Source organism: Nostoc sp. TCL240-02, from assembly GCF_013343235.1.
GTDB lineage: Bacteria > Cyanobacteriota > Cyanobacteriia > Cyanobacteriales > Nostocaceae > Nostoc.
Map to the genome: position 1 here is coordinate 6,976,701 of NZ_CP040094.1, position 14,237 is coordinate 6,990,937.

A 14,237-nucleotide genomic window follows, 5' to 3' on the forward strand; every position below is an offset into this window, starting at 1 on the left:
AAAATTTTTCTCTTCATCCTTAATAACCAGATTTAATTATTTTTATCAAGCGTATATACCCAGTTGCTAAAAGTACTAAAATGTGCATGTTGCTGCGCTTTTTTGAGTTGATGGTTGTAAGGGCAACTATGCAAGCAGTATAAGGAAAAAGTGGTTCACCTTATTGCCATAAATGTATCCAAAATTGTCTGCCTCCGTGTTCCAGTCATAAATCCGTCACCTTAACATGGAACTTCTGTCCCATTAGCAGGTCTAATAGATAGGGATGATTTAGAGCCAGTACGATCTATGAGTCAGTCGATTACTGTATCCTGGTCAACGGTTGATGCAAAGTATCCAGAAGCATCAGTGCAAGTTGACAAACTCCCTAACCACGATTTAATTTTGCGCTGTCAAGCCGGACTGCGGCCAGATCGTGTTGCGTTTTCAGAACTATTACGCCGCTATCAAAGTCAAGTTGATAGAGTTCTCTACCACCTAGCTCCAGATTGGTCTGACAGAGCCGATTTAGCTCAAGAAGTTTGGATTCGAGTGTATCGGAATATTAACCGATTACAAGAGCCTGCTAAATTTCGGGGCTGGTTAAGCCGCATTGCCACCAACTTGTTTTACGATGAGTTACGGAAACGCAAGCGGGTTGTTAGCCCTTTATCACTGGATGCTCCGCGTTCGTTAGAGGATGGTGAGATGGATTGGGAAATCGCTGGTGATACTCCCGGCCCTGAAGAAGAACTGACAACTAGAGAATTTTACGAGCAATTACGGGAAGCGATCGCGGATTTACCAGAAGTCTTTCGTACTACCATTGTCCTGAGAGAAATCGAGGGCATGGCTTATGAAGAAATTGCTGAAATCACTGGAGTTTCTTTAGGAACTGTGAAGTCAAGAATAGCCAGAGCTAGATCGAGGCTGCAAGCTCACTTGCAGAATTATCTAGACTCCTAATTTACAGTATCTTGCCTCTGCCCAATGACAGAATTTAAGCATAGATTAAGAATTACACCAAAGACGTAGATTGCTTCCGTCCTAAGAAGGAAAAATGGCTAATTTTCCCGAAATTCCCGCCCAGTTTACCCGTGTATGAATTGGTAATAATGTTAAGATGACTACTGATTCTCAGTTTTACGACTGTTCTTCTTTGCAACTTCCTCAAGATTTGTCAGATGGAATGGCCAAGCATACCAATGAATCAACGGGTCTTATGGATATGGTGAAGCGCGATCGCTTCGAGTTATTGAGTGCTTACCTCGATGGTGAAGTCACAGCCCCTGAACGCAAACAAGTAGAAGAATGGCTGGCAAATGATGCCTCGGTTCAATGTTTGTATGCCCGACTGTTAAAGCTGCGCCAAGGCTTGCGGACTCTCCCAGTGCCCACAGCCCAAGAGTCATCAGAAGCAACAGTTCAGCAAGTATTTACACGTTTGCGCCGACGTTCCCGTTTAAACTGGATGGCGGGAGGTACAGCCGTTGCTGCTTGTGTAATCGGTGCAGTATCTAGCTTAGTACCTGGTAGTTTGAATGTGCCGCAACTGGCGCAACGACCACAAAAAGAGCCGATTCAAACGTCCTCAGCGTCTATAATTCCACCTTCTCCTCTGATGGTGGGACTAAATAATCCGGTAATTGAAATTCCTAAAGCAGCAGTAGCTTCTCCAAAAAATCCAATCTATCCGGTACAACCGCAAAGCCGCGACTCTAAACAGGACATAAATTAATTGGATTAACAATTCACGGTTAAACTACAGCCACTCCACCAACCATCAGGTTGGAAGAATCCTCCTAATTGATCAACTCGCTCTAGAGTCATCAAATAAACCCAAGCCCAACTATAAGAGAGCGACTGTGGTTCATAAACCTCGATAATTTGCCGATTATAGAGGTTTTCTGCTGATTGTCTAGTGGGCTGGTAATTTTCCAGCACATCTAGCTCATTTAAAATTCTTGAGTTGGGAAAAGAAAGTAAATATCCGTAAACTTTGCTATTTCCCAGCGTCATTGCTGGGTAGCCCATTGGCAGAGCAAACAATTTACCTTCTACAAAAGCTCTTTTGACATCAACTACTTTGTCAGCACAGTATTTTTTATAGTTAGCTTCACCTGGTTTGAGTGTGCCGTAGACAAAAACCCGCACCAAATCAGAAAATTTTATATTTAATTCAACCATCTAAACCTTTATCAAATGACTGTTGCCATACCTGAAACACTAGCAGTTCAGGCATAATTTGGCTGATGCTCAATTATATAAATCTGTGATTAGTTGACTTACAATATAGGTTAACCTAAGAGATTGACATAACAGGTTAACCTAGACAGACCCATTAGGAGAATTTTTGGTGGATTCCCGATATAACCCCGCAGCGATTGAGGAAAAATGGCAGAAAACATGGTTAGAACTTGGCTTAGATAAAACACCTTCAGCTAGCAACAAGCCAAAATTCTACGCTTTATCCATGTTCCCTTATCCATCGGGCAGCCTACACATGGGTCACGTCCGTAATTATACTATTACTGACGTGATTGCCCGTCTCAAGCGAATGCAAGGGTATCGGGTAATACACCCAATGGGTTGGGATGCCTTTGGCTTGCCAGCAGAAAATGCCGCTATTGACCGTGGTGTACCGCCAGCAAAGTGGACTTATCAAAATATTGCCCAGATGCGGCAGCAATTGCAGCGTCTTGGTTTATCAATTGATTGGGAATGTGAACTAGCTACTTGTTCACCAGATTATTACAAGTGGACGCAATGGATTTTCTTGCAGTTTTTGCAAGCAGGGTTAGCTTACCAAAAAGAAGCAGCCGTAAACTGGGACCCCATTGACCAAACTGTATTAGCAAATGAGCAAGTTGATAACGAAGGACGTTCCTGGCGCAGTGGCGCAATAGTTGAGCGCAAATTGTTGCGGCAGTGGTTTTTTAAGATTACCGACTACGCCGAAGAATTGCTCAATGACTTGGATAAGTTGACAGGTTGGTCGGAACGGGTCAAGTTGATGCAGGCAAACTGGATTGGTAAATCTACAGGCGCTTATTTAGAATTTCCCATTGTTGGGATAGATGAAAAAATCGCTGTGTATACCACGCGCCCAGATACCGTTTATGGTGTCAGTTATTTAGTATTAGCACCAGAACATCCCTTAACAAAAAGTGTCACCACAAAAGAACAACAAGCGGCGGTAGAAGTCTTTATTAAAGAGGTTTCTAATCAAAGTGAGTTGGAACGTACTTCTGAAGACAAACCTAAGCGGGGTATCCCCACTGGTGGGGTGGCAATTAACCCGTTTACAGGGGAAGAAGTGCCTATTTGGATTGCTGACTATGTACTGTATGAGTATGGTACTGGGGCAGTAATGGGTGTACCCGCACACGATGTCCGAGATTTTAAGTTTGCTAAAAATTACGATTTACCAATTAATTTTGTTATCGCTTCCCCAGATGATGTTGCAGATTTTGAATTAACTCCAACATCAGAGATTGATGGAGTCACACAACTTGTCGAAGTTGACTATAAGCAGGCATACACTGAACCAGGAATTTTAATTAATTCTGGGGCTTTTACTGGTATATCTTCCATAGATGCTAAACAAGCCATAATTGAATACGCCGAAAAACAAGGTTTTGGTAAAGTGCGGGTGCAATATCGCTTGCGGGATTGGTTAATTTCCCGGCAGCGTTATTGGGGCGCACCGATACCTGTAATTCACTGTCCCAACTGTGGGATAGTGCCAGTACCTGACAAAGATTTGCCAGTCCAGTTGCCAGAAGAGGTGGAATTTACTGGACGTGGTGGTTCACCTTTAACTCAGTTGGAAAGCTGGGTAAATGTAACTTGTCCAACTTGCGGCACTCCAGCGAAGCGGGAAACTGACACGATGGATACTTTTATTGATTCCTCGTGGTATTTCTTGCGCTTCCCTGACGCTAAAAATGAACAACAGGTTTTCGATTCCAGTAAAGTAAACGACTGGATGCCAGTGAATCAGTACGTGGGTGGGATTGAACACGCGATTTTACATTTGTTGTATTCGCGGTTCTTTACTAAAGTACTCCGGGACAGAGGGTTACTGAATTTTGATGAACCTTTCCAACGTCTGTTAACTCAAGGGATGGTACAGGGTTTAACTTACCTAAATCCCAATAAGGGCGGTAAAGATAAATGGATTCCTTCTAATCTAGTCAATTCTGCTGACCCCCGCGACCCTCAGACAGGCGAACCTTTGCAACGTCTCTACGCCACTATGTCTAAATCAAAGGGCAACGGTGTCGCGCCAGAAGATGTAATTTCCAAATATGGTATAGACACAGCGCGGATGTTCATCTTGTTCAAAGCGCCACCAGAAAAAGACTTGGAATGGGATGAAGCCGATGTGGAAGGACAATTCCGCTTTTTAAATCGGGTTTGGCGTTTGGTGACGGATTATATTACGGCTGGGGTATCCCGTAAGCAAGCCCAATGTGATTTAACTAAAGCTGAAAAGGAATTGCGGCGGACGATTCATACAGCTATTCAAGCTGTGACAGAAGACGTGGAAGACGAATATCAATTCAACACAGCTATTTCCGAATTGATGAAGTTGAGTAATGCCCTAAGTGATGCCGACAAAAATTCACCAATTTACGCAGAAGGTATTCGGACTTTGGTGATGTTACTCGCACCCTTTGCACCACATATTGCTGATGAATTGTGGCATTTGTTGGGTGAAAGTGATTCAATTCACACTCAAATTTGGCCATCATTTGACCCTGTGGCTTTGGTAGCTGATGAAATCACTTTGGTGATTCAAGTTATGGGTAAAACTCGCGGCGCGATTCAAGTACCAGCACAGGCAGATAAAGCAGCGTTGGAGAAATACGCCCGTGAATCAGAAATTGCCCAGCGTTACATCGAAGGCAAAGAGATTAAAAAGGTAATTGTAGTGCCTGGAAAGTTGGTGAATTTTGTAGTCAGCTAAAAGTAGAGGGAAGAGATATGCTTAAGACTTATGTACTGAAAACCTGAAATGTCTATTCCCTCTAGGCTACACCAGTTGCTCAAGACTTCTATCAACAGAGTTGATTTTATCCGTTTGCATCGTCGTGATTCTAACCACTTCGGTATTATTGCTTGTACGAACAATCGTAATTGGGGACAGTTTGCATCACGGATAGATGAGGCTGTGACAGCAGAGCAAGCGTTGCAAGGAAAACTAATTCGTGTGGTACAGTCCAGTCACTTAAAAAGATTTTGATGTAATTCACAGATGTTAAAACCATCAAGAATCTGTTGCAAAAAATATTGTAACAGTAGTTTCTTTCTCTGGTATATGTGTATTTAAAAACATCTATATTATCGTTCAGAGAGTTAAACTGTCTTAATTTGTACACGAAAAAGCGCTTGAGAGTTTTGCTCACTCAAGCGCTTCCTCGTAAAAGCTTATACCAACTCACTTGTTTGATGCAACATTTGAAATCTGCAACACCCCTTTATCAGGGAGTATTGGGGGGATAACTTGTGACAAACATTTGGTGAAATGGTATCACTCCTTGCACTAACTAAGAATATCTCTTTTACAAGAAAACCGGGGATCTAGTGAGTGACAGTTTATGAACTGAACACTAGTTAAAAACGACTCACCATGAATGGTAACTAACGAAACTAAGCACAATTGTAGCAAGTTTGTAAGTATAGTATAAAAACTTATAGTTGATTAGCGTAGGCGTAGGCATCGCCGACCTCTGAGTAAAGTTTCAAAATGTGCAGCAATTAGCAGCATAAATATCTCAAATTTGGCAGCAAATAAACGGGAAAGTATCAGTGAAAAATCGCCATCAAGTAAGCCTGAGATGGCTTATATACCCGCACGAAAGCGATTTAGACTGCAATAAATCATCACTTACTCAATAGATAGAGGTGTCCTTTAGAGAATGAGAACCAAACAACAAATTTGCTATCCAAGCAGATTGAAAACTTTTGGTTGGGTATCTTTTATCTTTTAGCAAACGATGACATCTAACTCTTCCGCATAGTGTAGGCGGTTACTTCCTTCGTTGAAGCAAAACACAACTTTTTCACCGACGATTTCCACAATATTTAAATCGATTTCGCATATTTCTATCAAAACAACTGAGACCGATGATGAGGAAGATTTAAGAATTTATAATATCTATACCTAAAATTATGAGAGCTTAAATGGACGCTTCAGCCTTAGCTACTCCCCCACTAGCACACGCCTTAACCTGGTGTCTAAGTGTATGGTAAGATTGCCTGGAACAGAGGTTTTATTTGAGTTGGAGTCTCGTAGAAATTGCGAAGGTCAAGCTGACCGATCATTAACTCCCACGATACTTTTCCTATGAATTTGGAAAATATACAACAAGACTGGTGGCGATCTGAGTGTGATTTGTAGATGAATATCTAGAATTTGCTACCAGACTAAACCAATTTCCCACAATTTTGACTTTTATTTGACTTTTAGGATAGACACATGAACGATAAGCTGATGCTAATGATTCCAGGCCCAACGCCGGTGCCAGAAGCTGCTTTACTGGCATTAGCCAAGCATCCCATTGGACACCGTACCAGTGAATTTAGCAACATCTTGGCAGAGGTGACGGAAAATCTGAAGTGGTTGCACCAAACTCAAAGTGATGTGCTGACACTGAATGTCAGTGGTACGGGTGCTGTAGAAGCTGGAATAATTAATTTTCTCTCTCCAGGCGATCGCATTTTAGTTGGCTCTAATGGTAAATTTGGCGAACGCTGGGTAGAAGTTGGCCAAGCCTACGGTTTGAATGTAGAAGAAGTTAAGGTGGAATGGGGAAAACCCTTAGACCCCGCAGTATTTGCCGAAAAACTCCAAGCAGATACTCAAAAGCAAATTAAAGCTGTAATTATTACCCACAGTGAAACCTCAACAGGTGTGTTGAATGACCTAGAAACCATCAACCGCCACGTCAAAGAACACGGTGAAGCTTTAATTATCGTTGATGCCGTCACTAGCTTGGGTGCGTTCAATCTACCTGTGGATGCTTGGGATTTGGATATCGTCGCCTCCGGTTCCCAAAAAGGTTATATGATTCCCCCAGGATTGGGTTTTGTCTCTGTCAGCCCCAAGGCTTGGGAAGCTTACAAAACTGCGAAGCTACCGAAATATTATTTGGACTTAGGCAAATATCGCAAAGCCACCGCCAAAAATACAACTCCATTTACTCCACCCGTAAACTTGATCGTAGCGTTACACACCACGTTGCGAATCATGAAAGAGGAAGGCTTGGAGTCAATATTTGCTCGACACGAACGGCTTAAGAATGCTACCCGCGCCGCCATTCAAGGGTTGAATTTACCCCTGTTTGCAGCAGATAATTCCGCTAGTCCAGCAATTACGGCTGTAGCACCACAGGGAATTGAATCAGATAAGATTCGGTCATTGATGAAAAAACGCTTTGATATTGCCCTAGCAGGTGGTCAAGACCATTTGAGTAATAAGATTTTCCGCATTGGTCACTTGGGCTTTGTGAGCGATCGCGATATCCTTAGCTGTATAGCATCCTTAGAAGTTACCCTAAAGGAACTTGGGTACGAAGATTTCACCCCTGGATCTGGTATAGCAGCAGCAGTTAGAGTATTTAGTCAGTCCTAATTACTCAGCACTAAATCAAAAGAGCGAGTTAAATTATCAACTCGCTCTTTTGATTTGTTGTATATAAATAAGTAGAAACCGCCAGAGTTAATAAACCTATATATCAACCTTTGTATAAGATAGAGTTGATGTGACATACTCTTATTCTCTTAAATGAGACCAACTTGCCCTAGATAGTATTATTTGCTTCGGAGACAGTCACACAGCTTTTTTAACACCAAACAATACCAACTTTGGCAACTTAGTATGATCCAGAATTTGCATAAATAGTATTGTTTGAGATTCCGGTAACAGCCTTTTGATAGAGACTTTTAATCTAAAACCCAAAATTTGCATAAATTATGCCGTCTCCAGCCAATCATAAATTTGTTCTAACTGTTCTAGAGTAATCAAACCATACTGCCAAAGAATCATTGCCAAAGGGCCTGGGTCTTGCTCCCGATGACGAAGTGCAACCGCCAGCGATGCTGTGGAAATTGCCAAATCTTCTTGCAAAAAATGAATCAGTCGAGAATATTTTGATGGTGACATTTGAGTCTCACCTCCTTGTGCAGAATGTATTGTCATATATCAGTTCACCATTGCTCGGTAGCCAGTAGCCAGTATTTTATCTGTCACTGTGCCGTTATTGGCTATACACCCCAGCACAGTTTTTTTTGATTTGCCTTTAAGAGAGGCTTGTCATCTGCTCAATTATCAAGCAGCATTTTTACTTAATTCAATGACTCCATCTTGTTTACTTGTGTACTTTATTTAATTACACAAGTAGTAACAAAGATTCCATAACCTATACTCTCTTATTGGCGACTATTTACACTTACGCCGAAGGGAATATTTTTGCAACCAAACCTCAAGTTCGCGATTTCAGATTGAAGACAGTAGAATTTTACATTATTACCACAGTTTTTAAATAGTAGCGTTACAGATGACTTTTTGCTACAACACGTGACATTTTTTACAAAAAAAACATAGATTTAGGTAGTATACGGTCTGAACAGAGCAACTATCCAAATCTTTATCCTCAAAAAGTAGCTAATCAGAACTCAATTTTGACAATATCGCCCACTTTCAACTTCAATTCGGCAGCTCTTCCAGAGCGAAGTTCAATTACCTTATCGATTGGTGTGTTGGGGCCATAAGTAGGACAAGGCTCACTTGCACAAGGAGGTGCAGCAGCTTGGATATATTGAACTATACCGTTCTGTAAAAATACCATATCCAAGGCTACAGGTACATTTTTCATCCAGAAACTAACTGGTTGTGGTGAAGCGAACCCAAATAGCATTCCTCGGTCATCTGGCAAAGCTGGTCGATACATCAACCCCATTTGTTGCTGTTGTGGTGTCTTCGCCACTTCTAGCTGAATAGTTGTGCCATTAGGAACAATGGCTTTGGCAGAAATCGGTAGTTTTTGACCTAAACTCGCTGGAGCTGGAGTTTTAGAATCAAACGTGGGGGTTGGAGGTTTAGCCGTTGTTGGCACAGAACAGCCCATCAACAAAACACTCAGCAACATTGAGAATAAACCTAGCCAACGATTCATAATTATTTTTGATTTTGTAATTTAGATTTCAATTTTACAGAATTTAAGCTAGAAAGCTCACGTTTTTATTTGTCTGGTAATACACAGCCGTTTTTAGGCTCAATTAACTAGACAATGGGCTTAAGCACATTGTCTAAGGTAGGCAAAACTTTCGCCATCTCTACTAGGATTCTCTTAAAACGTACCCTACACCTCGCACTGTCTGAATTAGGCGCTTTTGACCTTCATCTTCAATTTTGAGGCGCAGGTAGCGGATGTACACTTCAATGACATTCGACTCACCCAGAAAGTCATAACCCCAAACATTTTCTAAAATTTGTTCGCGGGTTAACACCTCACGAGGATGTTCCATTAAGAATTTTAATAGTTCAAACTCTTTCATTGTCAAGTCAATTGCCCGACCGCCGTGGATAGCACGGCGACTTGCGATGTCTAAAATAAGATCCCCAAAGCGTAATTGCTCCGTGGTATCCACATCGGGTTTTAAGTAGAGGCGAATTAACTTCAAAAAGTCTTCTGAGCGGTAAGGTTTGAGGATGTAATCATCCGCTCCTGCTTCTAGACAAGCTACACGATCGTCGACAGTATCCCTTGCCATTAAAATCAACACAGGCGATCGCATACCGGTGCTTCTTAGATTTTTACACAATGAGAGTCCTGATTCTCCTGCTAGCATCCGGTCTACAACAATTAAAGCAGGTTGGCGATCGTGACAGTATTGCAAACCACTGGTTGCATCATGAGCCAATATTGATTCATAGCCAGCTTCTTGCAAATCGCAAGCAAGGTGATTTGCTAGGCTCTCATCGGTTTCAATCACCAAAACACAGGGACTTGGAGCAACTGTCATAACAATTTGGGATATTGGATTTGGGATTGTAAAGATGTTCCAGAGAAAATCTTTACATCAGTTATAAAGTGCAATTACGAGTTTTTAACGATGAAGCAATCCTGATTTGACGTGCTGCTAAGAATCTTTTAGCACGTTCAGGTGTCAGCCATTGAATTCTCTGACGCAATCTTAATAACTACATCCAAATACCATCCTTATACCAGTAATTCTGGAAGGAAATTAGGGAATGGGGAATGGGGAATGGGAGCAGAAGGAAAGAATATTCTGTTTGCTGACTCGCTTCTTTAACAATGCCCAATGCCCCATGCCCAATTCCCAATCCCTACGGCAATTCCACTGAAGTTGGTTTGGCAATATGTGGTAAACCCCAACCTAATTTTTCTCGTAAAATTCGGAAAAACTCAGGCGGTTGTAGGCGAATAAATCGGACACTATATTGCGATCGCTCCATATATACTCTATCTTCTGGTAGGACATAACACCCTCCATTCCCATCCACCACCATCACTAGCCGAGGAATATTGACTGGATAAATGTTGACCGATTCAGTATCTGGAAATACCAATGCTCTAGAAGCTAGAGAATGGGGACAAATGGGTACTAGCTGTAAAACAGGTACACCAGGAGTCACTACTGGGCCACCAGCACTCAATGAGTAAGCTGTAGAACCAGTAGGCGTAGAAACAATCACACCATCCGCCGCGATATCTACTGGTGCATGACGACCTATGGCAATTTCAAAATGGCACATAGAGGTCAAAGGTTCTCGGTGCAGTACCATTTCATTTAAGCAGAGAGCTTCCCACAGTACTGCATCTCCCCGAAATACTTTGACGGTGAGCATGGCTCGTTCTTCAATTTCATACTCACCATTTATTGCCTGTTCTAGTGCTTGGGGCAATTGATTCAGAAAAGTTTCTGTCAAAAATCCCATGTGACCGGTATTCACTGTTAATAGTGGAATACCACAGGGGGCTACTTGACGAGACGCTGCTAAAACAGTGCCGTCTCCCCCTAACACCACTGCAAACTCCATATCTGAGTCAAAACCAGGGGGCGTTAGACCGTCAATGGGGGTGTGGCATACAGGACTATCTGGATTAGAGTAGCCCAATATTCCACCGATACTTGATGTGATACACACATCCCAACCGGCTGCGGTTAGCTTGTCTTTCAACTCGATAGCGACACGACCCGCTATCGGTTTAACGTCATTGTAGATAATGCCTGCTTTCGGCACACTCAAATATCCAATTTTAGGCGATGCTTTGTATTATGTAATCCTTACACATTTTTGGTCATGTAGTCATTAATCTAGAATCAGATATCCAGAGTCTAGAGTTTTATGACTAATGTGTGTTTTGTAATGACTATTGACTATTGGCTTTTGAAGACTGTTTAAAAGGAGTTTTTTTAGGTTTTTGCTTTTTATTTTTATTTTTCTGATAGTCTACCTCTTTGAGCTTCTTCATAATTCGGCTGAAGTACTCTTGGAGATAGCTTTCTAGGGTTGTGGTTTGTTGTGGATCTAAGCCAAAAACTGTGTATACTTCATCCATTAAAGCATTTAGCTGTTTACCACTAGCCAATACTTCTGTAAACGCTAGCCTGTCGGCTACATTCCATCCCCACTGAAAAGAGCGCATTAAGCCCCGTACAGCACGCAGTACGCTTATCGGCATCCGCGTTACTCTGGCATCTTTTCCAGATAAGCGTTCGCATAAGTTTATAATTTCTTCTGCACTCCATGCACGAGTACCAACTACAGGAAAAGCTTGGTTTTCCGTTTCGGGCACACTCAATGCACGGATTGCAAACTTAGCAATGTCCTGAGTATCCATATAGGCAATGGGAGAAGAATTACCTGTCACCCAAACTGGCTGTCCTTCCAAAATGGGAATCCCATATTGACCGATTAACCCTTGCATAAAACCAGCTAGCCGCAAGATGGTATAATTCAAGCCTGACTCAGCTAAGAATAGTTCTGTACAACGCTTAATTTCCATTAGCGGTACTTCTGGGTATTTATCAGCATCCAAAATTGAAAAGAAAATAAAACGTTCTACACCAGCTGCTTTTGCTGCTTGAATTAATGCTACTTTGCCCTCCCAGTCAACTTGTTTGATACTCAGTGAATCTGTAGGGCGAGATGTTGACGCATCAATCACTTGGGTTACACCAACTAAAGCTTCCGCTAAGGTATCGGGGTAACGCAAATTTCCTGGTACAAGTTCAGCACCCCATTCTTTAAGAAAAGCTGCTTTTTTACTACTCCGCACGAGACAGCGTACTTTATATCCCTCATCGATTGCACGACGAGCCACTTGTCTTCCTAAGGTGCCAGTGGCACCGACGATTAATAATGTCATGAGGTTTGTAATAAATTTTAATGTTTTATGAAAAGAATGTTATCAGAATAACCTATGTAAACAAAAGTTTACATCTTTTCTAAGAAAATCGTTTGTTATGGAAAAATTCATGGGAAAATTGCTGTCCGGTAAACGGACAAGCTTTTTTCCCAGTTAGCTAAAAGTATGAACGCCAGCTTGGGGCGAACAGAACTTTTCAAGGCATAGGAAAACCTCTTCCCTCTCAATAGTCAATTACCGTAGAAGTTATTCTTCTCCGCCTTGAATTTTCAGTAACAATGCGCCTAAGCCCCAGCCCACGAAGATTAAACCGAAGGACAATATAGCTGCATTCAAAATTTCGCCGCCCATTGGTGTGATTCTCCTTATGCAAATTAGTGTGTGTAAACTAGGTCTAGCAGAAGCTTTTCAATAGTTGCCGTAGGATTAGACCTGTGTAAATAATTTTAAACTAGTTTAGCAAGTAATCCCTACTGGTTTGGGGGGCAATCCCTACTGGAGAGCGGGAGATGAGGGGAATGGGGAAAATTTTAATGATAATAATTATGAATAAATTTTATGTATCAAAATAATCAAGGTGATTTAGTGAATTTTAGCAAAAAGAATCGCCCACGTTTGGCGCTGACACTGGGAGATCCGGCAGGTATTGGGCCGGAGGTGATTTTAAAAGCTTTAGCAGAACCGGAAATTAGTAAAAAATACGACGTAACAGTTGTGGGTAATGGGGATTTGCTGGCACAGACTTATCACAAATCGAATTTAATCGAGAATTTAGAACCTTTGGCAAATCCAGAAGAGTTGTCTGTTTGTGATGTGCAATTGGATAGAGAAATTAAAGGTCGAATTATTCCAGGAATAGGTAATGCGGCTAGTGGTGCGGCTAGTTTTGCCTATATGGAATGTGCGATCGCACAAACACTCGCTGGTAAATTTGATGCTATTGTCACAGGGCCGATCGCTAAATCTGCTTGGAAAGCCGCAGGATATAATTATCCAGGGCAAACAGAACTTTTGGCGCACAAGTCAGGTGTTGACCGTTTTGGGATGTTATTTGTGGCGCGATCGCCCTATACTAATTGGACACTCCGCGCAATACTTGCCACTACACATATTCCCCTACGTCAAGTAGCAGATACATTGACACCGCAGTTGTTGACACAGAAATTGGATTTGCTGGTGGAGTGTTTGGAGAAAGATTTCGGCATAGAAAATGGGAGAATTGCGATCGCAGGTTTAAATCCCCACAGTGGCGAACAGGGACAACTCGGACATGAAGAACAAGATTGGCTAATTCCCTGGTTGGAGCAAGAGCGGCAAAGTAGACCACAATTACAGCTAGATGGGCCGATACCGCCAGATACGATGTGGGTTAAACCTGGGCAAGCTTGGTATGGAAATTCTGTAGTAAAAAATCCTGCTGATGCTTATTTGGCACTTTATCACGACCAAGGCTTAATTCCTGTGAAGTTGATGGCATTTGATCGGGCAGTTAATACTTCTATTGGTCTTCCCTTCGTTCGGACTTCACCAGATCATGGAACAGCGTTTGATATTGCAGGTAAGGGAATTGCTGATGCTACGAGTATGAAAGCAGCGATACATTTAGCGGCTGAATTGGTTAGTCAAAAGTTGGCGGTGAGAAAACTATGAATTATTTCATGATTTATAAGAATCATGGAAGTGCAACCAAGAGAAATTAGGAATTATCTGACAGTAGATGAAAAAATATTTTTGATGAGTGGCTTGATTCTCTGCGAGATAGAAGAGCAAAAGCTCAATAACAGCCAGACTTGACCGAGTTTAAGATGGTAATTCTTGAGCAGACACGAAATCACCAAATCAGTTTGTATCAAC

13 protein-coding genes are annotated in these 14,237 nt (G+C 41.9%); 6 read left to right on the forward strand and 7 right to left on the reverse strand.

Annotation, left to right across the window (positions count from 1 at the left end; all coding sequences use genetic code 11):
• The first annotated feature begins 288 nt into the window (after nt 1–288).
• Both FBB35_RS29780 and FBB35_RS29785 read left to right on the forward strand, forming a co-directional pair.
• On the forward strand, nt 289–945 hold the full coding sequence (locus FBB35_RS29780) for a sigma-70 family RNA polymerase sigma factor (protein ID WP_114082966.1): 657 nt from the start codon (nt 289–291) through the stop codon (nt 943–945).
• A 157-nt stretch (nt 946–1,102) separates the two neighbouring features.
• Nucleotides 1,103–1,717 (forward strand): anti-sigma factor, encoded by a 615-nt coding sequence (locus FBB35_RS29785; RefSeq protein ID WP_174712633.1) that lies wholly within the window; start codon nt 1,103–1,105, stop codon nt 1,715–1,717.
• 5 nt (nt 1,718–1,722) lie between these two features.
• Here FBB35_RS29785 and FBB35_RS29790 read toward each other — a convergent pair whose 3' ends face one another.
• Nucleotides 1,723–2,166, reverse strand: coding sequence for a gamma-glutamylcyclotransferase (locus FBB35_RS29790; protein ID WP_174712634.1), 444 nt, complete (start codon nt 2,164–2,166; stop codon nt 1,723–1,725).
• 169 nt (nt 2,167–2,335) lie between these two features.
• Between FBB35_RS29790 and leuS the strand changes: the two genes are divergently transcribed.
• The 3 genes from leuS to FBB35_RS29805 all read left to right on the forward strand — a co-directional run bounded on the left by leuS (nt 2,336) and on the right by FBB35_RS29805 (nt 7,618).
• Entirely contained in the window at nt 2,336–4,951 is a 2,616-nt protein-coding gene (leuS, locus tag FBB35_RS29795; protein ID WP_174712635.1) for a leucine--tRNA ligase, read from the forward strand.
• 48 nt (nt 4,952–4,999) lie between these two features.
• The gene (locus tag FBB35_RS29800; RefSeq protein WP_174712636.1) at nt 5,000–5,227 is read left to right on the forward strand and encodes a DUF5615 family PIN-like protein; all 228 of its coding nucleotides are present in this window, start codon (nt 5,000–5,002) and stop codon (nt 5,225–5,227) included.
• A gap of 1,236 nt (nt 5,228–6,463) precedes the next feature.
• Entirely contained in the window at nt 6,464–7,618 is a 1,155-nt protein-coding gene (locus FBB35_RS29805) for an alanine--glyoxylate aminotransferase family protein (RefSeq protein WP_174712637.1), read from the forward strand.
• A 339-nt stretch (nt 7,619–7,957) separates the two neighbouring features.
• On the opposite strand, the gene FBB35_RS29810 is transcribed toward FBB35_RS29805, so the two are convergent.
• The 6 genes from FBB35_RS29810 to FBB35_RS29835 all read right to left on the reverse strand — a co-directional run bounded on the left by FBB35_RS29810 (nt 7,958) and on the right by FBB35_RS29835 (nt 12,734).
• Entirely contained in the window at nt 7,958–8,185 is a 228-nt protein-coding gene (locus FBB35_RS29810; RefSeq protein WP_174712638.1) for a DUF2949 domain-containing protein, read from the reverse strand.
• Nucleotides 8,186–8,654: 469 nt separating this feature from the next.
• On the reverse strand, nt 8,655–9,161 hold the full coding sequence (locus tag FBB35_RS29815; RefSeq protein WP_174712639.1) for a DUF192 domain-containing protein: 507 nt from the start codon (nt 9,159–9,161) through the stop codon (nt 8,655–8,657).
• A 163-nt stretch (nt 9,162–9,324) separates the two neighbouring features.
• Nucleotides 9,325–10,011 (reverse strand): response regulator transcription factor NblR, encoded by a 687-nt coding sequence (gene nblR / locus FBB35_RS29820; RefSeq protein ID WP_174712640.1) that lies wholly within the window; start codon nt 10,009–10,011, stop codon nt 9,325–9,327.
• A gap of 325 nt (nt 10,012–10,336) precedes the next feature.
• Complete coding sequence (locus tag FBB35_RS29825; RefSeq protein WP_174712641.1) at nt 10,337–11,254, reverse strand: NAD(+) kinase; 918 nt, start codon at nt 11,252–11,254, stop codon at nt 10,337–10,339.
• Between the two features lie 130 nt (nt 11,255–11,384).
• Nucleotides 11,385–12,383 (reverse strand): SDR family oxidoreductase, encoded by a 999-nt coding sequence (locus FBB35_RS29830; RefSeq protein ID WP_174712642.1) that lies wholly within the window; start codon nt 12,381–12,383, stop codon nt 11,385–11,387.
• A gap of 246 nt (nt 12,384–12,629) precedes the next feature.
• Nucleotides 12,630–12,734: a PetM family cytochrome b6-f complex subunit 7 gene (locus FBB35_RS29835; protein ID WP_012410508.1), complete on the reverse strand. Its 105-nt coding sequence runs from the start codon at nt 12,732–12,734 to the stop codon at nt 12,630–12,632.
• Nucleotides 12,735–12,941: 207 nt separating this feature from the next.
• Here FBB35_RS29835 and pdxA point away from each other — a divergent pair, with 207 nt between their 5' ends.
• Nucleotides 12,942–14,033 (forward strand): 4-hydroxythreonine-4-phosphate dehydrogenase PdxA, encoded by a 1,092-nt coding sequence (pdxA, locus tag FBB35_RS29840; protein ID WP_174712643.1) that lies wholly within the window; start codon nt 12,942–12,944, stop codon nt 14,031–14,033.
• The last annotated feature ends 204 nt before the right edge of the window (nt 14,034–14,237 follow it).